Raw genomic sequence first — 19,739 nt, 5'->3', positions numbered from 1 at the left:
GCCGGTCGAGGGCCCCAGGCCAAGGGCTGTGGGCGAACGGTGACAAAGCCCTCAGACGGGGAAACATATGGTCGGACGCTCGAAAATGGGGGCGTGAGCCCTTAGGACCACGCCCCCATCCGCGCCGATGCGCTGCCTCCCCAGGCCTGCTACTCGGCGAGCTTGTAGTCCTCCAGCAGACGACGACCGACGATCATCTTCTGGATCTCCGCAGTTCCTTCACCGATGAGCAGCATCGGGGCCTCGCGGTAGAGGCGCTCGATCTCGTACTCCTTGGAGAAGCCGTAGCCGCCGTGGATCCGGAAGGAGTCCTCGACGACCTCCTTGCAGTACTCGGAGGCCAGGTACTTCGCCATGCCGGCCTCCAGGTCGTTGCGCTGCCCGGAGTCCTTCTTGCGGGCCGCCATCACCATCATCTGGTGGGCGGCCTCGACCTTGGTGGCCATCTCGGCCAGCTTGAACTGGATCGCCTGGTGCTCGGCGATCTTCTTGCCGAAGGTCTGCCGCTGCTGCGCGTAGCGGATGCCCAGCTCGAACGCGCGCTGCGCGACGCCGCAGCCACGCGCGGCGACGTTGACCCGGCCGACCTCGACGCCGTCCATCATCTGGTAGAAGCCGCGGCCGGGGACGCCGCCCAGGATCCGGTCGGCGGGCAGCCTGACGTCCTCGAGCACCAGCTCGGTGGTGTCGACGCCCTTGTAGCCCATCTTCTCGATCTTGCCGGGGACGGTCAGGCCCTTGACCGTCTCGTTCGGGCCGAAGCCGGGCGTCTTCTCGATCAGGAAGGTGGTGAGGTTCTTGTACGGCGAGGCGTGGCCCTCGTCCGTCCTGACCAGGCAGGCGATCACGGAGGACGTGCCGCCGTTGGTCAGCCACATCTTCTGGCCGTTGAGGACGTAGAACTCGCCGCTCTCGTCCTTGACGCCCTTGGTGGAGATCGCGGAGACGTCGGAGCCGAGGCCCGGCTCGGACATGGAGAAGGCGCCGCGGATCTCGCCGGTGGCCATGCGCGGGAGGAAGTAGTCCTTCTGCTCCTGCGTGCCGTGGGCGTTGATCATGTAGGCCACGATGAAGTGGGTGTTGATGATGCCGGACACCGACATCCAGCCGCGCGCGATCTCCTCCACGGTGAGCGCGTAGGTGAGCAGCGACTCGCCGAGGCCGCCGTACTCCTCCGGGATCATCAGGCCGAAGATCCCCATCTCCTTGAGGCCCTCGACGATGTCGGACGGGTACTCGTCGCGGTGCTCCAGCTCGGTGGCGACCGGAATGATCTCCTTGTCGACAAAGCTGCGAACGGTCGCGAGGATCTCCTGCTGGATCTCGTTGAGACCTTCGGTCTGGGCGAGGCGTCCCATGGGTCGTGTCCTTCTCTTCTGTCCGGCCGGTCCGGGCGCTCCACGGGCGTGGCATACACCGTGGAGCGCCCGAGCACTGTGGGGGAGTGTTACGGCTGCTCGCGCAGCTCGGGGCGGCCGGGCTGGTCTCCGCCGCGCTCCTTGAGGTACTGCTCGGTGGGGACCATGACCTTGCGGCGGAAGACGCAGACCAGGGTGCCGTCCTGGTTGTAGCCCTTGGTCTCGACGTGGACGATGCCCCGGTCCGGCTTGGAGGTCATGTGCTTGTCGAGGACCTCGGTCTGGCCGTAGATCGTGTCGCCGTGGAACGTCGGCGCCACGTGCTTGAGCGACTCGATCTCGAGGTTGGCCAGGGCCTTGCCGGAGACGTCCTCCACGCTCATGCCGAGCAGCAGCGAGTAGATGTAGTTGCCGACCACGACGTTCTTGCCCTGCACGGTGGTGGTCGCGTAGTTCGCGTCCATGTGCAGCGGGTGGTGGTTCATGGTGAGCAGGCAGAAGAGGTGGTCGTCGTACTCGGTGACCGTCTTTCCCGGCCAGTGCTTGTAGACCGCGCCGACCTCGAACTCCTCGTAGGTGCGTCCGAACTGCATGGCCTTACGCCTCCGGAATTTCGAACTTGGTGGTGCGCTGCATGCCGGCGGCGCGGCCCTTGCCGGAGATGACCAGGGCCATCTTGCGGGAGGCCTCGTCGATCATCTCGTCGCCGAGCATCGCGGAGCCCTTCTTGCCGCCGGCCTCGCTGGTGCACCAGTCGTAGGCGTCCAGGATCAGCTCGGCGTGGTCGTAGTCCTCCTGGGAGGGGGAGTAGACCTCGTTGGCGGCGTCGACCTGGCCGGGGTGCAGCACCCACTTGCCGTCGAAGCCCAGCGCGGCGCTGCGGCCGGCGACCTCGCGGTAGCCGTCGACGTTCTTGATCTGCAGGTAGGGGCCGTCGATGGCCTGCAGGTCGTTGGCGCGGGCGGCCATCAGGATGCGCATCAGGATGTAGTGGTAGGCGTCGGCCGGGTAGCCGGGCGGCTGCTCGCCGACGACCAGGGACTTCATGTTGATGGAGGCCATGAAGTCGGCCGGGCCGAAGATGATGGTCTCCAGGCGCGGCGATGCCTCGGCGATCGCGTCGACGTTGATCAGGCCCTTGGCGTTCTCGATCTGCGCCTCGATGCCGATCTTGCCGACCTCGAAGCCCATGGTCTTCTCGATCTGGGTCAGCAGCAGGTCCAGCGCGACGATCTGCTGGGCGTCCTGGACCTTGGGCAGCATGATGCAGTCCAGGTTCTGGCCCGCGCCCTCGACGACGGTGACCACGTCGCGGTAGGTCCAGTGGGTGGTCCAGTCGTTCACCCGGACGACCCGGGTCTTGCCGGTCCAGTCGCCCTTGTTCAGGAAGTCGACGATGGTGTGGCGGGCGCCCTCCTTGGCCAGCGGCGCGCAGGCGTCCTCCAGGTCCAGGAAGACCTGGTCGGCCGGCAGGCCCTGGGCCTTCTCCAGGAAGCGCGGGTTGGAGCCCGGCACCGCCAGGCAGGAACGGCGCGGACGGAGCCGGTTGACGTTGCTCATGAGGCGAGGGTCTCTTCCTTGATGTCCGTGGTGGGGGCAGTCTTGGCGAAGATCGGGTCCAGCCCGTGGGCCAGACGGATCTCGTCGACGATACGGCCGATGATCGCGGTGATCCCGAAGTCCTTCGGAGTGAACACCGCCGCCACGCCCTGGGCAAGCAGCACCTGCTCGTCGGCGGCCGGGATGATCCCGCCGACGACGACCGGCACGTCCTCCACGCCCGCGCGGCGCAGGCGGCGGAGCACGTCGGGGACCAGTTCGGCGTGCGCGCCGGAGAGGATCGACAGGCCCACGCAGTGCACGTCCTCGGCCACGGCCGCGGCGGTGATCTGCTCGGGCGTCAGCCGGATGCCCTGGTAGACCACCTCGAAGCCGGCGTCGCGGGCCCGGACGGCGATCTGCTCGGCGCCGTTGGAGTGGCCGTCGAGGCCGGGCTTGCCGACCAGCAGCCGCAGCTTGCCGCTGCCCAGCTCCTGCGCCGTCCGGTCCACCGCCGCACGGACCGTCAGCAGCTCGCTGCCGGAGTCCGGGTCGATCACGCCGGTGATCGGCGCGCCGCCGACGCCGGTGGGCGCCCGGTACTCGCCGAAGACGTCGCGCAGCGCCTGCGCCCACTCGCCGGTGGTCACGCCCGCGCGGACGCAGGCGAGGGTGGCCGGCATGAGGTTGACGTCGGTCTGCGCCTGCGCCCTGAGCTCCGCCAGCGCCGCCTGCGCGGCGGCCTCGTCCCGCTCGGCCAGCCAGCCCGCGAAGGCCTCGACGACGGCGCGCTCGGCGTCCCCGTCCACGACCATGATCGCGGTGTCCAGGTCGGCCGTCAGCGGGCTCGGCTCGGTGGTCTCGTAGCAGTTGACGCCGACGACCTTGTCCTCACCGGACTCGATCCGGCCCCGGCGCTCGGCGTGCGAGGCGACCAGGGCCGCCTTCATGTAGCCGGACTCGACGGCCGGGATCGCCCCGCCCATCCCGAGCACCTTGGCGATCTCCGCCTCGGCGCCCTCGACCAGCTCGGCGACCTTGCCCTCGACCACGACGCTGCCGGTGAACAGGTCCCCGTACTCCAGCAGGTCCGACTCGAAGGCCAGCACCTGCTGGATCCGCAGCGACCACTGCTGGTCCCAGGGCCGGGGCAGGCCCAGCGCCTCGTTCCAGGCGGGCAGCTGCACGGCGCGGGCGCGGGCGTCCTTGGAGAGGGTGACGGCGAGCATCTCCAGCACGATGCGCTGGACGTTGTTCTCCGGCTGCGCCTCGGTCAGGCCGAGGGAGTTCACCTGGACGCCGTAGCGGAACCGGCGCTGCTTGGCGTCGGTGACGCCGTAGCGCTCCAGCGTGACCTTCTCCCAGAGCTGGGAGAAGGCGCGCAGCTTGCACATCTCCTCGACGAAGCGCACGCCGGCGTTGACGAAGAAGGAGATCCGGGCGACGACCTCGCCCATCTGCTCCGGCTTGACCTGCCCGCTGTCGCGGACCGCGTCGAGCACGGCGATCGCCGTGCACATCGCGAAGGCCAGCTCCTGCACCGGCGTGGCCCCGGCCTCCTGCAGGTGGTAGCTGCAGATGTTGATCGGGTTCCACTTGGGGATGTTGGCGACCGTGTAGGCGATCATGTCCGTGGTCAGCCGGACGGAGGGGCCGGGCGGGAAGACGTGCGTCCCGCGCGACAGGTACTCCTTGACGATGTCGTTCTGCGTCGTCCCGGTGAGCTTGGCGATGTCCGCGCCCTGCTCCTCGGCGACCACCTGGTACATCGCCAGCAGCCACATGGCCGTGGCGTTGATGGTCATCGAGGTGTTGGTGCGCTCCAGCGGGATGCCCTCGAACAGGGCCCGCATGTCACCCACATGGCTGACCGGCACCCCGACCCGGCCGACCTCGCCGCGGGCGAGGACGTGGTCGGGGTTGTAGCCCGTCTGCGTCGGCAGGTCGAAGGCGACGGAGAGGCCCGTCTGACCCTTCGCCAGGTTCTTCCGGTACAGCTCGTTCGACGCGGCCGCGGAGGAGTGCCCCGCGTAGGTCCGCATCAGCCACGGCCGGTCCCGATGAGTCGTCATGTCCCCGAGCCGCCCTTGTTATTCGCCGCGGAAGCGGTTGATGGCGGGCAGGTGCTTGGCGCGCAGCTCCGGGTTGGTGACGCCGAGACCCTCCTCGGGCGCGAGGCAGAGGACGCCGACCTTGCCCTGGTGCTTGTTCTGGTGCACGTCGAGCGAGGCCTGGCCGGTCTCGGCGAGGGTGTAGGTCTTCGACAGCGTCGGGTGGATCTTGCCCTTGGCGATGAGGCGGTTGGCCTCCCAGGCCTCGCGGTAGTTGGCGAAGTGCGAGCCGACGATGCGCTTGAGCGACATCCACAGGTAGCGGTTGTCGTACTGGTGCATGTAGCCGGAGGTGGAGGCGCAGGTCACGACGGTGCCGCCCTTACGGGTGACGTAGACGGACGCGCCGAAGGTCTCCCGGCCCGGGTGCTCGAAGACGATGTCGACGTCCTCGCCGCCGGTCAGCTCGCGGATCTTGCCGCCGAAGCGCTTCCACTCGCGCGGGTCCTGGTTGTGCTCGTCCTTCCAGAACGTGTAGCCCTCGGCGGAGCGGTCGATGATCGCCTCGGCGCCCATCTCCTCGCAGATCTTCGCCTTGGCGGGGCTGGAGACGACGCAGATCGGGTTGGCGCCGCCGGCCAGCGCGTACTGGGTGGCGTAGGAGCCGAGGCCGCCGGAGGCGCCCCAGATCAGCACGTTGTCGCCCTGCTTCATGCCGGCGCCGTTGCGGGAGACCAGCTGCCGGTAGGCGGTGGAGTTCACCAGGCCGGGGGAGGCGGCCTCCTCCCAGGTGAGGTGCTCCGGCTTGGGCATCAGCTGGTTGGACTTGACCAGCGCGATCTCGGCCAGGCCGCCGTAGTTGGTCTCGAAGCCCCAGATGCGCTGCTCGGGGTCCAGCATGGTGTCGTTGTGGCCGTCGGCGCTCTCCAGCTCGACGCTGAGACAGTGGGCGACCACCTTGTCGCCGGGCTTCCATGCGTGCACGCCCGGCCCGGTGCGCAGCACCACGCCCGCCAGGTCGGAGCCGAGGACGTGGAAGGGCTGGTCGTGGCGCGCCGTTTCGGGCGAGAGGCGTCCATAGCGCTCCAGGAATCCGAAGGTGGAGACCGGCTCGAAGATCGAGCTCCACACGGTGTTGTAGTTGACCGCGCTCGCCATCACCGCGACCAGGGCCTCGCCCGGGCCGAGCTCGGGCAGGGCGATCTCGTCCAGGTGCAGGGACTTGCGCGGGTCCTTGTCGCGGCTCTCCTGGCCGGCGAACATGTCCTGCTCGTCCTTGTGGAGCGTGATCGCCCGGTACGACTCGGGGAGCTTCAGCGCTGCGTATTCGGCGGCGCTGGTCCCCGGGTTGAGGATCGCGTCGAGGATTTCCTTCATGGCTGGCCTCCGGCGGCGTACCTGCTGAGGGATGCAGGGTGCGTCTGTGGACGTGATGACGAGGGGGTACCGGGAGCGGACACCGGTCGGTTCAGTCGCTGCGGTGGAGCGGGTGAAGCGTGGTCTTCGGTTCGAGCTTGCAGCCTGTGCAGGGGTGGCGCGCGGGCTGTGGATGCGGCGCGCCGGGGTGGGGAGCCGCGGCGCCGCGACCAGTGGGTAACAACGTACTGGCACCCTGTGCCACTCGTAAAGACACTGCGTGCCACCAATTGCATCGAGTGTCACGTGAGCGTCATCACGTCGCAACACGACACAAGAGCCCCTCGCCGAATGGGGCGAGGGGCTCTTGCATATGAAGGTTTTCGGCGGTGCTGACCTGCGATTACGACTCGTCCGGCCGGGTCAGCGCGGTGCGGATGCTGGCCATGACCTCGTCGAGGGGCGCGTCCGTCCGGGTGACGGCGATGACGATCTCCCCCGAGCTGCTGGCACTGGGTGCCAGTGGGAGTGCCGAGCGCTTGGTGGTCAGGTCGCCCCAGAAGGTGCGGCGGATCGCCTCGAACGCATGGTCCAACTGGGTCTCCACCTCGCCCCGGCCGCCGGCCCGCAGCCAGCGCCGCAGCACGTGGTTGTGGGCGGCGACCACGGCCGCGGCCGAGACCTCGGCCAGCATCGCGTCGTCGCCCTGGTCGGTGTCGAACCGCCCGAGCAGGTAGCGGGTGAACAGCCGCTCGTATCGGGCGACCACGGCGATCTCGCGCTCGCGCAGCGTCGGCACCTGGCGGATCAGCCGGTAGCGGGCCACCGAGACCGAGGGGGTGGCCGCGTACATCCGCAGCACCTCCTTGATGCCCCGGCAGACCACGTCCAGCGGGTGCTCGGCGGGCTCCGCGCTGGCCAGCAGGTCGGCCACCCGGACCAGGGTGTCGTCGTGGTCCGGGAAGATCGCCTCCTCCTTGGACCGGAAGTACCGGAAGAAGGTGCGCCGGGCCACGCCCGCGGCGGCCGCGATCTGGTCGACCGTGGTCTCCTCGTAGCCCTGGCCGGCGAAGAGCTCCATCGCCGCGGAGGCCAGTTCCTGACGCATCAGCTGTCGCTGGGCGGTGGCCCGGCGCGCCGGGCCACCGGCCGGTCCTTCGGCTCCGGACGCGCCCGCGCCGGCCACCTGCTCCAGCAGCTGCTCTTCCGTGGTCATGACCGGAAGGCTACCCGGCCTCATCGCCGCGCGTGGTCGCGGAAGCCGCGGCCGGTCTTGCGACCCAGGCAGCCCGCGGTCACCAGGTGCTCGAGCAGCGGCGCGGGCGCCAGGCCGGGCTCGCGGAACTCGGCGTGCAGCACCTTCTCGATCGTCAGCGAGACGTCCAGGCCGACCACGTCCAGCAGCTCGAACGGGCCCATCGGGTAGCCGCAGCCGAGCTTCATCGCGGTGTCCACGTCGTCGACCGAGGCGTAGTGCTCCTCGATCATCCGGACGGCGTCGTTCAGGTACGGGAAGAGCAGTGCGTTCACGATGAACCCGGCGCGGTCGCCGCACTCCACCGGGTGCTTGCGCACCGTGGCGCACAGGTCGAGCACGGTCGCGGTGACGTCCTCGGCGGTCAGCACCGTGGAGACGACCTCGACCAGCTTCATCGCCGGGGCCGGGTTGAAGAAGTGCATCCCGATCACGTCCTGCGGGCGGCCGGTGGCGGTCGCGCACTGGATCACCGGCAGCGAGGAGGTGGTCGTGGCGAGCACCGCGCCCGGCTTGCAGATCTTGTCCAGCGTGGCGAACAGCTCGCGCTTGACGGCCAGGTCCTCGGCGACGGCCTCCAGCACCAGGTCGACGCTGTGCAGGTCCTCGTAGGCGCCGCTCGGGGTGACCCTGGCCAGGGTGGCGTCGCGGTCCTCCGCGGAGAGGCGGCCCTTGCTCACCATGCGGTCCAGGGACTTCTGGATCGCGGCCTTGGACCGGTCCGCCTTCTCCTGGCTGCGGGCGACCTGGGTGACCGTGTAGCCCGCCTTGGCGAAGACCTCGGCGATGCCGTTGGCCATGGTGCCCGAGCCGCAGACGCCGACGCTGCGGATCTCGCGGCCCGCGACGCGCACCTTGGCGCTCGCGCCCTCCTCGGCGACGACCTGGGAGGAGCCGGGGGCGGCGTAGCTGTAGAAGCCGCGCCCGCTCTTGCGGCCCAGCAGGCCGGCCGCGGCGAACTGGCCGAGGATCGGGGCGGGCGCGTGCAGCCGGTCGTGCGACTGCGCGTACATGGCCTCCAGCACGGTCTTGGCGGTGTCGATGCCGATCAGGTCCAGCAGGGCGAGGGGGCCCATCGGCAGACCGCAGCCGAAGCGCATGGCGGCGTCGATGTCCTCGCGGCTGGCGTAGCGCGACTCGAACATCGCGGCGGCCTGGTTCAGGTAGGCGAACAGCAGCCCGTTCACGATGAACCCGGCCCGGTCCCCGGCGGCGACCGGACTCTTGCCGAGCGACCGTGCGAACGCGGCGGCGTCCTCGGCGGCCTGGGGGCCGGTCAGCACGGTGCGGACCACCTCGACCAGCTGCATGACCGGGGCCGGGTTGAAGAAGTGCAGGCCGAGCACCCGCTCCGGGCGCGTGGTCGCGGCGGCGATCCGGGTCACCGACAGGGCGGTGGTGCCGGTGGCCAGCACGGTCTCCGGCGGGCAGATCTTGTCCAGCTCGGCGAAGATCTCGCGCTTGAGCTCCAGGTTCTCCGGGACCTCCTCGATCACGAGTTCCGCCTCTGCGGCGGCGGTGAGCTCGTGGGTGACCTGCAGTCGGGAGAGCAGCTCCTGGCGCTCGGCCTTGGTCAGCCGGCCGCGGGCGACCGAGTGCGCGGTGGCCTCCTCGATCCTGGTCCGGGCGGCGTGCGCCTCGGCGGGGGTGGCCTCGATGCCGATCACCTGCCGCCCGCTGCGGGCGGCGAGCTCGGCGATCCCGGCGCCCATGGTGCCCAGGCCGACGACGGCGACGGTGGCGAAGGGGACGGCGGACAGGGGCGTGGATTCAGTCATGGCGTGAGTCCTCGTCGAGGGGAGTCCGCCGTGTCGTCGGTCCGCTCCGACGCGACGGCGGATGAGGGAGAAAGCACACGGCGCGACTGAGGACCGTGAGAAAGGAAGAGAGGACGCCGAGGGCGCAGGCTCAGCGTAAAAGAAACCGAACCCTCCGTCGCGGCGGCTCCCAACGCCGACAGAGGTGGTGGCGTCACTGTACCCGCGCTACCCCCGGGTAGCAATGGGTGGCCGCCTCGGCGAAGCCGCGGACGAAGGGGTGCGGGCGGGAGCCGTCGCCCGCGAGCTCCGGCTGGAAGAGGGACGCCAGGAAGAACGGGTGCCGCTCGGCCGGCAGCTCGGCGACGCGCGGCGCGCCCTCGGCGTCGTGGCCGCTGAAGACCAGGCCGTGGGCCGTGAGCAGGGCGGGGAAGTCGGGGTGCAGGCCGTAGGAGCAGTGGTAGCGCTCGACGGTGCGCTCCGCGCCGAGCAGCCGCTCCGCGAGGGTGCCGGGCACGACGGCGATCGGCAGCTCGTGGCCGACCAGTGAGCAGGCCAGCGGTGCGATCAGCGGGCGCTCCGCCTCGGGGTCGTTCTCGGCGTGCGCGGCCTCGGGCAGCCCGCAGACGTCCCGGGCGTACTCCAGCAGCGCGTGCTGGAAGCCGCCGCAGGTGCCGAGGAACGGGGTGCCGTGCTCGCGCGCGGCACGCACCGCGTGCAACGCGCCCGCCTCGGAGCGGTAGGGGCTGCCGGGCAGCAGCCAGATTCCGTCGAAGCCGTGCAGGTCCTCCGGCGAGTCGATCTCGTCGGTACCGATCCAGTACAGGTCGAGCGGGAGCGAGTCGCGCTCCAGCAGTGCCGCGGCGAGCCGCGGGATGCGGCGGTGCGAGCGGACCTGCGGGGAGCGGTCGCCGACCAGGGCGATCCGGGGCGCGGGGAGAGCGGGGTGCGTCGTCATGTCCTCCATGCTGGTCCCGGGCCCTCGTTCACGTCCAACGATGATGAGTGCAGTCTCCATCAGAGATACTGATGGGATGGATCCCCAGCACCTGCGCACCTTCGTGGCCGTCGCCGGGCTCGCCTCCTTCTCGGCGGCGGCGAGGGAGCTGGGCTACACCCAGTCCGCGATCTCCCAGCAGATCGCCGCGCTGGAGCAGGACCTGCGCACCCCGCTGCTGCTGCGCCGCCCGGTCGTCCCTACCGAGGCGGGCGCGCGACTCCTGGAGCACGCCCCCGGCATCCTGCTCCGCCTGGACGCGGCCCGTGCCGACGTCGCCAGGCTGGGCCGGTCCGCGCGCGGCCGCCTCCGACTGGCGGTGACGGCCCTTGCGGTCCCGGAAGGCACGGCGCGGGCCCTGGCCCTGACCCGCCGTGAACTGCCGCGCGCCGACATCGCCGTCGCCGTCCTCGGCCGAGCCGCGGCGGTCGCGGCCGTGGCTTCGGGAGAGGCAGACGTCGCCGTGGTCGACGGCCTGGCCGCGCCCAGCGACCCGCTCGCGCTGCCGGCCTCCGCGCCGGTCTCGGCCACCCGTATCGCCGAACGCGGACTCGGCGTCCTGCTGCCCGCCGGCCATCCGCTGGCACGCCGGGACCGCGTCCCGCTCGCCGCGCTGAGCGACGCCCGCTGGCTCGACGCCCCGGAGGCGGCCGTCCCCCTGGCCGAGCTCCGGGCCGCGACCGGATCCGAGGCCTTCCCCGCGACGTTGACCCTCACCGGTCCCGACCTCCGGTCCGTGACGGCCTGCGTGGCCGCCGGCCTCGGCCTCGCCGCCGTCCCCGCGGGCACGCCGCTGCCGCCGGACGTCGCCGCGGTCCCGCTCGCCGACCCCGGTCTGCTGCACCGCACCGAGGCGCTGTGGGCCGGGACCCTCACCGGCGCGGCGAGGACCTTCGTCGACGCGCTCGGATCCCACTGAACGTCAGTCGCGGCCCTGCCAGGTGGTGATGCAGGCCTCGTTGCCCTCGGCGTCGGCCAGGATCCAGAACGCGGGGGCCGGGGTCTCGTCGAGAAGGCGGCCTCCGGCCGCGAGGGCGGCCGCGATCCGGCGCGGGGCCTCGTCGTGCGGGACGCAGATGTCGAAGTGGATCCGGTTGCGCTGGTGGCGGGGCTCGTCCATCTGTTGGAACCAGATCGCCGGCCCCTGCCCGAGCGGGTCGACCACCGCGTCCGTCGGGTCGGTGCGGCCGGGTTCGTCGGCGTAGCCGAGGACGGCCTTCCAGAAGGGACGGATCGCGGGGATGTCCAGGGCGTCGATGGCGAGTTCCAGCATCTGCACCGACCGCACGCCCTCCCAGCCGGGCGTGAGCCCCGACTCCCGCAGTGCGGAGCTGATCCGCGCCGCCAGCTCGGCGTCGCGCACCGTGACGTCGGCCTGGTCCGCGGACTGCAGGGTGAGCACCACCTGGTCGGGCCGCAGGTCCACCCGCAGGTTCCGGTCGGCGTCCTGGCCGCAGACGGCGACGGCGCGGGCGGCGACCTCGGCCGCCCGGGCCAGCGAGGAGACCGGGACGGCCGTGCGCAGCGTGCCCAGCAGATAGCGCCAGCCCAGGTCGGCGACGGCCGCAGACGCGGCAGGGCGGCCGAGCGGCTCGGCCATGGCGTTCCGCCAGGCGGCGAGCCTGCGCCACGCCTCCAGGCCGTCGGGCACCACCTCCCAGTCGGGCAGCGCTTCCGTCAGCTGCTGCTCCGTCAGAAACGCGTGCCAGGAGACCTCCTCCGCCTGCGGGTTCACCTCGACCGGGGTGCGGGCCCGGTACACGGCGGAGAACCAGCGGTGCTCGGCGCTCTCGTAGCGGAAGGTGAACAGGTGCTCGGGCTCGATCCCGGTCACCCCCAGCTCTTCCTCCGCCTCCCGCTTCGCGGCCTCGTCGTAGGACTCGCCCGTGCCGACGACGCCGCCGACGAAGACGTCGTACAGGGACGGGAAGACGATCTTCTCCGGGGTGCGGCGGTGCACGAAGATCCGGCCGTCCGGGTCGGTGGCCAGGACGAAGACGCACCGGTGGAGCAGCCCCTCGGCCATCACCTCGGCGCGCCTGGCCCGACCGACGACACGGTCCTGGTCGTCGACGACGTCCAGGACCTCGTCCTGGCTGAGAGGGATCAGTGGTTCGGTCATGCGAGCCATGATGCCGCTGTTCCCCGCAGCCGGTCGTGCAGACCGCGGTACGTGGTCCGGCCCCCGGGGAGCCACTCCTTCCGCACCTTCGCCACCGAGGTGTAGTTGGTGTCGCAGACATTGGCCAGCGGGGACTCCACGGCCTGCGAGAGGTACTGGTAGGCGTCCATGGCGGAGAAGCCGTAGTCGCGCACCAGCCACTGCACCAGGTCGAGTTGGGCGATCCGGAAGGCGTCCTCGAGCGGGCGGGCGGAGCCGGTCGAGATCAGGTGGGTGTCGGACTCGATCCTCGGCCAGGGGGTGGCCAGGCCCTTGAGCAGTTCGACGACCACCACCGTGTGCATCGCGCACTCCACCGCCACCCCGCAGGTCTCGCCCTCGCCCTGGCGGGCGTGCCCGTCACCGAGGCTCAGCAGCGCGCCCTCGACGTTGACGCCCAGGTAGCAGGTCACCCCCGCGCGCATCTCCGGGGTGTCCAGGTTGCCGCCGTGGGCGTCGGGGACCAGGGCGGAGCGGACCTCCAGGTTGGCGGGGGCCACGCCGACCGTCCCGTGCATCGGGGCCATCGGCAGGTCGAGCACGAGCTCGCTGTCCCTGGCGGTGAAGCGGCACAGGCGTGCGGCGCGGTCGAGTTCCCAGATCCAGACCCGCTCAGGCAGCGGCTCCTGCAGCGACGCGGTGGCGTGTGTGGAGGTCAGTGCGCCGAACAGGGGAACCGTCGTCGACGCGGCCCAGTCGCGGCTCGGCTCCACCGAGACGAAGTGGACCGCCACCGTGTCCCCCGGCTCCGCCCCCTCGATCCAGAACGGGCCGGTCTGCGGATTGAGGAAGGGGAACTCGCAGACCTCGGACACCAGGGTCCGCTCGGAGGTGACCCGGCCGGCGAAGCAGTCCTCCGTGGTCAGGTCCAGCACCGTCCCCGGCGCCACGCGGGCCACCGGCGGGGCTCCGCCGAAGGTCCACGCGTACTCGTCGGGCTTGGGGCGGACGGTCAGTACACGTGGTTCGGTCATGACCACACCATGGCACCGGGCTCGCGCGGCCCGCCAGAGGCCGCATGTGGTTGGCTGGACCCCGGGGGAACGTCCGCGGTCGTCATCCGCACCGTCCAATCAGCCAAGGAGCACGTCATGGGTCAGGTCTACGCCGTCACCGAGCGAGTCCTGGACGCCTCGCCCGAGCAGGTCTTCGACGCCGTCGCCGACTACGAGAAGGTCCGCCCCACCCTGCTGCCGGCCCAGTACAGCGAGTACGAGGTGCGTCAGGGCGGCCGTGGCGCGGGCACCGTCGTGCACTGGAAGCTGCAGGCCACCGAGAAGCGGGTGCGCGACTGCCTGTTCACCGTGACCGAGCCGACCCCCGGGCGCCTGGTCGAGACGGACGCCAACTCCTCGATGGTGATCACCTGGACGGTCACTCCGGCGGGGGAGGGCAGGTCCAAGGTCGTGATCGAGACCACCTGGCAGGGCGCGGGCGGCATCGGCGGGTTCTTCGAGCGCACTTTCGCCCCCAAGGGCCTGAACCGGATCCACGACGCGGTGCTCGACAAGCTGGCCGCCACCGCGGTCTGACTCGCCCCTCCGGGTGATTCTGGCGGGGGATTGACGCCCGACAATGTCGACATGGCGTCACATCTCCGCAGGTGAAGCCCGATCGGCGCGGCCGTTGCGATGATCGGACCGGTCCGCGCCGATGGGTGCAGCCTGCAAGGATCCCGGCCATGCCAGTGATGGACACGGCCCCGCCCGAAGCGGTCGACGCACCGGAACTCCCCACCGCCGCAACGGCGGTGGGGGCGAGGGCCACCGGGACAGGGGGAGCCGCCTCGGTGCGGATCCGGCTGGTCTTCGCCGGTTTGATGCTGGCCCTCCTGCTGGCCGCGCTCGACCAGACGATCGTGGCCACCGCCCTGCCGCGCATCGTCGGCGAACTGCACGGCCTCAGCCGGATGTCTTGGGTGGTCACCGCCTACCTGCTGGCCTCCACCGTCGGCCTCCCCCTCTACGGCAGGCTCGGCGACCTGCTCGGGCGCAAGCCCGTCTTCCAGTTCGCCATCGTGGTCTTCCTGATCGGCTCCGCGCTGGCGGGCTTCGCCCACAGCATGGTCGAGCTGATCGCCTACCGGGCGATCCAGGGCATCGGCGGCGGCGGGCTGATGATCGGCGTGCAGGCGATCATCGCCGACGTCGTGTCGCCGCGTGAGCGCGGCCGGTACATGGGCCTGATCGGGGCCGTCTTCGGACTCTCCTCCGTCGCCGGCCCGCTGCTGGGCGGCTGGTTCACCGACGGACCCGGGTGGCGCTGGTGCTTCTGGGTCAACCTGCCGGTGGGCGCGCTGGCGCTGCTGGTGGTCACCCTGGTCCTGCCCCGGCCCGACCGGGCGAACCGGGAGCGGGCCAGGCTGGACTGGCTCGGCGCGCTGCTGCTCGCCGTCGTCGGGACCTGCCTGGTGCTGGCGACCAGTTGGGGCGGCAGCCGGTACGCCTGGGGCTCGCCGGTGATCCTCGGGCTGATCGGCGGCGCGGTGCTGGCGCTGGCGCTCTTCGCGCCGGTCGAGCTCCTGGTCGAGCGTCGTGGCGTCGCGCCCGTCGTCCCGCTGCGGCTCTTCCGTGACGGCGTCTTCACCGTGGCCGGCCTGATCGGCGTGGTCGTCGGCGTCGCGCTGTTCGGCGCGGCCAGCTATCTGCCCAGCTTCCTGCAGATGGTCGACGGGGCCAGCGCCACCGACTCGGGGCTGAAGATGCTGCCGATGATGGCCGGCATCGTGCTGGCCTCCATCGGCACCGGCCAACTGATCAGCCGCACCGGCCGTTACAAGCCCTACCCGATCGTCGGCGGCGCCCTGGCGACGGTCGGCATGGCGCTGCTGGGCCGCCTGGACGCCGGCAGTTCCTACCTGGAGCAGAGCGCGGCGATGGCGGTCCTGGGCCTCGGAGTCGGCCTGGTGCTGCCGGTGCTGGTCCTGGCCGTGCAGAACTCCGTCGCCCCCGGCGACATCGGCGCGGCCACCTCGGCCAACAACTACCTGCGGCAGATCGGCGGTTCGATCGGCGCGGCGGTCTTCGGCACGCTCTTCGCCTCACGCTTCGCGCACCAGCTCGCGCAGCGCGGCCTGCCGCGCAACGACTCGATCACCCCGGCCCTCGTCCGCGCCCTGCCCGCGCCGCTGCGCGCCGGGTACGTGGACGCGTTCGCGACGGCGATGCCGCGGGTCTTCCTTTGTCTGGCGCCGGTGCTGGCGCTGGGCTTCCTGTTGGGTTTCGTGCTGAAGGAGAAACCGTTGGTCGGCCATCACGGACCGGAGGACTTCACCGAGTCGCCCATCCCGCAACAGCCGTTGCACCAGGTGGCGCAGGGTTCGAACGGTCCGAACGGCTCGAACGGGACGCCGGTGACGGGGGCGGTGCTCCAGGCGGACCGTGCGGGCGTGCCGCGCGCGGTGCTGACCCTGGTGGACCTGGAGGGCCGGCAGATCGCACGGACCGGCAGCGGCGGGGACGGCCGTTGGGCGCTGGCCGCGCCCCGCAGCGGCAACTACGTCCTGATCGCGGCGGCCCCCGGTCACCAGCCGCAGGCGGTCACGGTGACGGTGGGCGGCCGCCCGGTCGAACTGGACGTCGTGCTCGGCGGCACGGGCCGGCTGGCCGGTGCGATCCGCAGCGCGGAGGGCGCGCCCGTGTCGGGCGCGTCGGTGACGCTGACGGACCTCCACGGCGAGGTCGTCGCCGCGGCGCAGGCGGACGTGGACGGCGCGTACGCGTTCCGCGACCTGGTCTCCGGCGTCTACACGCTGACGGTCAGCGCGCGGGCCTACCGGCCGACGGCGCTCGCCGTGGACGTCGCGCCGAGCGGCGAGAACCGCCAGGACGTCACCCTCGCCGGCAGCGGGACGCTGCGCGGCACGGTCAGGACCACGCTGGGCCGTCCGGTGGCGGAGGCCAGGGTCACCCTCCTCGACGCGGCCGGCGCGGTGGTCGCCGCCGCGACGACGGGGGAGGACGGCGCGTTCCGCTTCACCGACCTGGAGCCGGGCGAGTACACCGTCATCGCCGCGGGCTACCCGCCGGTGGCGACGGCCCTCCGCCTGGAGGACGGCCACACGGAGCGGGACCTCCACCTGTCGCATCGGCTGGACGACTGAGGTGGCGCGCTCGTGCAGTTGCACCATCAGGGGCGCGAGGAACTGCGCGACAAGCCACCCACGCAGATGGCGCGCCGAACGAGCAGGGCCATCCGCACGCCGGTGGTTCCTCGCGCAGTTCCTCGCGCCCCTGGGGTGGTGCCACTGGCGCGTCGTCGGGAGGCGAGGACCGCAACTGTGCGATCCCGGTTGGTCCAACGGTCGGGGGAGGGTCGGGGTGACGCAGGCTCACCCAAGCAGGTAGAAGAATCCACCGCGCGGGTGAGCGCGAGTCTCGTGCGCCCCGCCCACCGACATAGGTTGCGCGACGTGCCCAGTTGTGAATCCTTGACCATTCTTCACGTATCGCAGCCTGTAGACGGCGGCGTCGCCCAGGTCGTGGCCGACCTGGCGCGGGGTCAGGTCGGGGACGGGCACGAGGTGGTGGTCGCGTGTCCGTGTCCGGAGGGCGGGCGGTTGTCGCGGGACGCCGGCGCCGGCGGAGCCAGGATCGCGCCGTGGGGCGCGGACCGCGCGCCGGGGCCCGGGCTGCCGCACGAGGTGACGGAGCTGCGGCGGATCCTCGCCGAGACCCGGCCGGACCTGGTGCACCTGCACAGCTCCAAGGCGGGCCTCGCGGGCCGACTCGCGATCCGCGGGCGGATCGCGACCGTGTTCCAGCCGCACGCGTGGTCGTTCGAGGCGGTCGGCGGGCCGTCCGCACGGATGATCGAGCGGTGGGAGCGCTGGGCGACCCGCTGGAGCGACCGGCTGGTCTGCGTCAGCGCGGCGGAGCGCGCCCGCGGGCAGGCCGCGGGCCTCGGCGGGCGCTGGGCGCTGGTGCCGAACGGCGTCGACCTGGACCGCTTCGACCCGGCGCGGCTGCTGCCGCGACCGAAGGCACGCGCCTCGCTGGGCCTGTCCCAGCACGCCCCGCTGGCGGTCTGCGTCGGACGGCTGTGCCGGCAGAAGGGGCAGGATCTGCTGCTGCGGGCCTGGGGCGAGGTGCTGGCCGAACTGCCGCACGCGCGGCTCGCGCTGGTCGGCGACGGGCCCGACCGGGGCGCGCTGGAGGAGCAGGCGGCGGCGCTGCCGGTGCCGGAGAGCGTGGTCTTCGCCGGGCGGGTGGACGACCCGCGTCCCTGGTACGCGGCGGGCGACCTGATGGTGCTGCCCTCCCGGTGGGAGGGCATGGCGCTGTCGCCGCTGGAGGCGATGGCCTGCGGGCGGCCGGTGGTGCTGACCGATGTCGCCGGGGCGCGGGAGTGCCTGGGCGATCAGCAATTCCCGGTTCCGGTCGGCGACACCCGGACGCTCGCGACCTCGCTGATGCGTCTTCTCGCCGACCAGGAGCTCTGCGCGGAGCTCGGACGTCGTTCCCGCGTGCGCACCATGGAGCGTCACGACCTGCGCGCCACACGGATGTTGATGGCACAGACCTACGACGCGGTGATCCAGTCGCGGCGGATTCCCGCGCCCGCCGCTCCGGTCGCAACAAATGATCATCGGGCCGGAAAGTCTGACTAATGGTCACCGGAGTGTGACACCGCCCGATCCAGTGAAAATCCCAGCAGAAATTCTGTAATGTCCTATTTGCCTGCTTCATTCCTTTCCCCGTGAGACGGCATCGGTGCCGACCGCGGCGGCAGGTGCTACCTCCATCTGGGGAGTACGTGCGCGGATGACCACCATCGACAACGAGGAACTGCCCACGGGCGTGCGGGCGGTCGGCCTCGCCCCCGCCCGGGCGCACGCCTCCGGCCTGTCCTCCGCCGCGAACACCCCCGCCGTCCGCGGCGGCACCGGAATCCCCGCCTCCCTGCTCGGTGTCGACGTGGTGGCCGCGCTCGGCGCACTCGCCGTGGTGCTTCCCGGCGGCCCGGCCGTCGCGCTGCGGGCGGCCTGCGGCCTGCTGCCCGTCATGGTGCTGATGTACTCCTCGGGAGGGCAGTACCGGCTGCGGCTGGCCCCCTCCGTCCTGGACGAACTGCCGGGGCTGGCGGGCCGGGCGACCATCGCGATCTCCTTCGCGCTCACCCTGGAACGCTGCCTGCAGACCTTTCTGCTGCCCTTCGCGCTGCCGACCTCGATCCCGGCCGACATCAGGGTCCTGGTCGCCCTGCTCGCCTGCCACCTCACCCTGGACGGGATCGGCCGCGCCCTCGTCTACTCCGCCGTGCGCGCCAACCGCCGCCGCGCGCCCCGTCCCACCCTGATCGCCGGGGCCGGCCACGTGGGACAGCGCATCGCCGCCGCGCTGCTGGAGCACCCCGAGTACGGACTGCGGCCGGTCGGCTTCATCGACCCCGACCCGATCTTCCTGCCCGCGGACTTCTCCGTGCCGGTGCTCGGGGGGCCCGGCGTCCTGGTCCGCGAGCTGCCCCGGCGCGGGATCAGGGACGTCATCCTGACCAGCGGCGGGGTGGACGACGAGCGGACCGCGCAGATGCTGCGCACCAGCACCGACTTCGGCTGCGACGTCTGGTTCGTGCCGGGCTTCCCCGACTACGGGGCGTTCGAGCACAACGGCCGGCGCACCGCCGTCGGCGACCACCTCTGGGGCTTCCCCTGTCTGCGACTCGGCAGCAACCCGATGAACCGGCCCAGCTGGGCGGTGAAGCGTGCGGGCGACGCCTGCTTCGCCGGCGCCGGCCTGCTGCTGCTCTCGCCGGTGCTGCTGCTCTGCGCCGTCGCGGTGCGGCTGGAGGGCGGGCCTGGGGTGATCTTCCGTCAGGAGCGGGTCGGCCTGGACGGGCTGACGTTCACGGTGCTGAAGTTCCGCACCCTGCGCCCGGTCGACGAGCACGAGGCGGCGACCCGCTGGAACATCGCCCACGACGACCGGCTCGGGCCGGTCGGGCGCTTCCTGCGTCGCACCTCGCTGGACGAGCTGCCGCAGCTGTGGAACGTGCTCCGCGGCGAGATGAGCCTGGTGGGTCCGCGCCCCGAGCGTCCGTACTTCGTGATGCGTTTCGCGCAGGCCTACCCGCGCTACCGCGAGCGTCACCGCGTGCCGGTCGGACTGACGGGCTTCGCCCAGGTCAACGGGTTGCGCGGGGACACGTCCATCGAGGACAGGACGCGGTTCGACAACTACTACATCGACAGCTGGAGCCTGTGGCAGGACGTCAAGATCCTGCTCCGCACGGTGCTCGCGGTGCTGCGGACCGACGGGAGTTGACGG

General features: G+C 71.5%; 15 protein-coding genes. 5 read left to right on the top strand and 10 right to left on the bottom strand.

Annotated elements, in window-relative coordinates; genetic code table 11:
- Window positions 1–149: 149 nt before the first annotated feature.
- The 8 genes from BS83_RS34245 to BS83_RS34210 form a co-directional block, all read right to left on the bottom strand.
- Window positions 150–1,358, bottom strand: a complete 1,209-nt coding sequence (locus tag BS83_RS34245; RefSeq protein ID WP_037607262.1) for an acyl-CoA dehydrogenase family protein — start codon at window positions 1,356–1,358, stop codon at window positions 150–152.
- Window positions 1,359–1,447: 89 nt separating this feature from the next.
- Entirely contained in the window at window positions 1,448–1,951 is a 504-nt protein-coding gene (locus BS83_RS34240) for a MaoC family dehydratase (RefSeq protein WP_037607261.1), read from the bottom strand.
- 4 nt (window positions 1,952–1,955) lie between these two features.
- Complete coding sequence (locus BS83_RS34235; RefSeq protein ID WP_037607260.1) at window positions 1,956–2,918, bottom strand: HpcH/HpaI aldolase/citrate lyase family protein; 963 nt, start codon at window positions 2,916–2,918, stop codon at window positions 1,956–1,958.
- Window positions 2,915–4,969, bottom strand: a complete 2,055-nt coding sequence (locus BS83_RS34230) for a protein meaA (protein WP_084714560.1) — start codon at window positions 4,967–4,969, stop codon at window positions 2,915–2,917. Before BS83_RS34230 ends, BS83_RS34235 begins: the two co-directional genes overlap by 4 nt.
- 18 nt (window positions 4,970–4,987) lie before the next feature.
- Window positions 4,988–6,325, bottom strand: coding sequence for a crotonyl-CoA carboxylase/reductase (gene ccrA / locus BS83_RS34225; RefSeq protein WP_037607258.1), 1,338 nt, complete (start codon window positions 6,323–6,325; stop codon window positions 4,988–4,990).
- A gap of 382 nt (window positions 6,326–6,707) precedes the next feature.
- Complete coding sequence (locus tag BS83_RS34220) at window positions 6,708–7,520, bottom strand: TetR family transcriptional regulator (RefSeq protein WP_051944527.1); 813 nt, start codon at window positions 7,518–7,520, stop codon at window positions 6,708–6,710.
- A 20-nt stretch (window positions 7,521–7,540) separates the two neighbouring features.
- Window positions 7,541–9,337 (bottom strand): 3-hydroxyacyl-CoA dehydrogenase family protein, encoded by a 1,797-nt coding sequence (locus BS83_RS34215; RefSeq protein ID WP_037607257.1) that lies wholly within the window; start codon window positions 9,335–9,337, stop codon window positions 7,541–7,543.
- Between the two features lie 193 nt (window positions 9,338–9,530).
- A complete protein-coding gene (locus BS83_RS34210) occupies window positions 9,531–10,274 on the bottom strand; it encodes a CTP synthase C-terminal region-related (seleno)protein (protein ID WP_037610478.1) in 744 nt (247 codons plus the stop codon).
- Between the two features lie 76 nt (window positions 10,275–10,350).
- Between BS83_RS34210 and BS83_RS34205 the strand changes: the two genes are divergently transcribed.
- Complete coding sequence (locus BS83_RS34205) at window positions 10,351–11,232, top strand: LysR family transcriptional regulator (protein ID WP_037607256.1); 882 nt, start codon at window positions 10,351–10,353, stop codon at window positions 11,230–11,232.
- Window positions 11,233–11,235: 3 nt separating this feature from the next.
- Here the strand turns inward: BS83_RS34205 and BS83_RS49035 are convergent, their stop codons facing one another.
- Window positions 11,236–12,435, bottom strand: a complete 1,200-nt coding sequence (locus BS83_RS49035; protein WP_157597437.1) for a VOC family protein — start codon at window positions 12,433–12,435, stop codon at window positions 11,236–11,238.
- Window positions 12,432–13,448, bottom strand: coding sequence for an acetamidase/formamidase family protein (locus BS83_RS34195; protein WP_037607255.1), 1,017 nt, complete (start codon window positions 13,446–13,448; stop codon window positions 12,432–12,434). Before BS83_RS34195 ends, BS83_RS49035 begins: the two co-directional genes overlap by 4 nt.
- 117 nt (window positions 13,449–13,565) lie before the next feature.
- Here BS83_RS34195 and BS83_RS34190 point away from each other — a divergent pair, with 117 nt between their 5' ends.
- The 4 genes from BS83_RS34190 (at window position 13,566) to BS83_RS34175 (ending at window position 19,736) form a co-directional block, all read left to right on the top strand.
- Window positions 13,566–14,006, top strand: a complete 441-nt coding sequence (locus BS83_RS34190; RefSeq protein ID WP_037607254.1) for an SRPBCC family protein — start codon at window positions 13,566–13,568, stop codon at window positions 14,004–14,006.
- Window positions 14,007–14,155: 149 nt separating this feature from the next.
- Window positions 14,156–16,576: an MFS transporter gene (locus BS83_RS34185; RefSeq protein ID WP_084714555.1), complete on the top strand. Its 2,421-nt coding sequence runs from the start codon at window positions 14,156–14,158 to the stop codon at window positions 16,574–16,576.
- 261 nt (window positions 16,577–16,837) lie between these two features.
- Window positions 16,838–18,082 (top strand): glycosyltransferase, encoded by a 1,245-nt coding sequence (locus BS83_RS34180; RefSeq protein ID WP_408641057.1) that lies wholly within the window; start codon window positions 16,838–16,840, stop codon window positions 18,080–18,082.
- A 154-nt stretch (window positions 18,083–18,236) separates the two neighbouring features.
- Window positions 18,237–19,736 carry a sugar transferase gene (locus BS83_RS34175; RefSeq protein WP_037607252.1) on the top strand — a complete coding sequence of 500 codons (1,500 nt, stop codon included), beginning with the start codon at window positions 18,237–18,239 and terminating at the stop codon, window positions 19,734–19,736.
- Window positions 19,737–19,739: the final 3 nt, after the last annotated feature.

Origin of the sequence: Streptacidiphilus rugosus AM-16 (genome assembly GCF_000744655.1) — a bacterium.
GTDB lineage: Bacteria > Actinomycetota > Actinomycetes > Streptomycetales > Streptomycetaceae > Streptacidiphilus > Streptacidiphilus rugosus.
This window is presented reverse-complemented; position numbering and strand designations above follow the sequence as displayed.

What these genes read in the sequence shown, in the direction of transcription:
- BS83_RS34210 (WP_037610478.1), bottom strand. Translation starts at nt 10,274, where the DNA reads ATGACGACGCACCCCGCTCTCCCCGCGCCCCGGATCGCCCTGGTCGGC.
- BS83_RS49035 (WP_157597437.1), bottom strand. Translation starts at nt 12,435, where the DNA reads ATGACCGAACCACTGATCCCTCTCAGCCAGGACGAGGTCCTGGACGTC.
- BS83_RS34190 (WP_037607254.1), top strand. Translation starts at nt 13,566, where the DNA reads ATGGGTCAGGTCTACGCCGTCACCGAGCGAGTCCTGGACGCCTCGCCC.
- BS83_RS34220 (WP_051944527.1), bottom strand. Translation starts at nt 7,520, where the DNA reads ATGACCACGGAAGAGCAGCTGCTGGAGCAGGTGGCCGGCGCGGGCGCG.
- BS83_RS34205 (WP_037607256.1), top strand. Translation starts at nt 10,351, where the DNA reads ATGGATCCCCAGCACCTGCGCACCTTCGTGGCCGTCGCCGGGCTCGCC.
- BS83_RS34230 (WP_084714560.1), bottom strand. Translation starts at nt 4,969, where the DNA reads ATGACGACTCATCGGGACCGGCCGTGGCTGATGCGGACCTACGCGGGG.
- BS83_RS34195 (WP_037607255.1), bottom strand. Translation starts at nt 13,448, where the DNA reads ATGACCGAACCACGTGTACTGACCGTCCGCCCCAAGCCCGACGAGTAC.
- BS83_RS34235 (WP_037607260.1), bottom strand. Translation starts at nt 2,918, where the DNA reads ATGAGCAACGTCAACCGGCTCCGTCCGCGCCGTTCCTGCCTGGCGGTG.
- BS83_RS34215 (WP_037607257.1), bottom strand. Translation starts at nt 9,337, where the DNA reads ATGACTGAATCCACGCCCCTGTCCGCCGTCCCCTTCGCCACCGTCGCC.
- BS83_RS34185 (WP_084714555.1), top strand. Translation starts at nt 14,156, where the DNA reads ATGCCAGTGATGGACACGGCCCCGCCCGAAGCGGTCGACGCACCGGAA.
- BS83_RS34245 (WP_037607262.1), bottom strand. Translation starts at nt 1,358, where the DNA reads ATGGGACGCCTCGCCCAGACCGAAGGTCTCAACGAGATCCAGCAGGAG.
- BS83_RS34175 (WP_037607252.1), top strand. Translation starts at nt 18,237, where the DNA reads ATGACCACCATCGACAACGAGGAACTGCCCACGGGCGTGCGGGCGGTC.
- BS83_RS34240 (WP_037607261.1), bottom strand. Translation starts at nt 1,951, where the DNA reads ATGCAGTTCGGACGCACCTACGAGGAGTTCGAGGTCGGCGCGGTCTAC.
- ccrA (WP_037607258.1), bottom strand. Translation starts at nt 6,325, where the DNA reads ATGAAGGAAATCCTCGACGCGATCCTCAACCCGGGGACCAGCGCCGCC.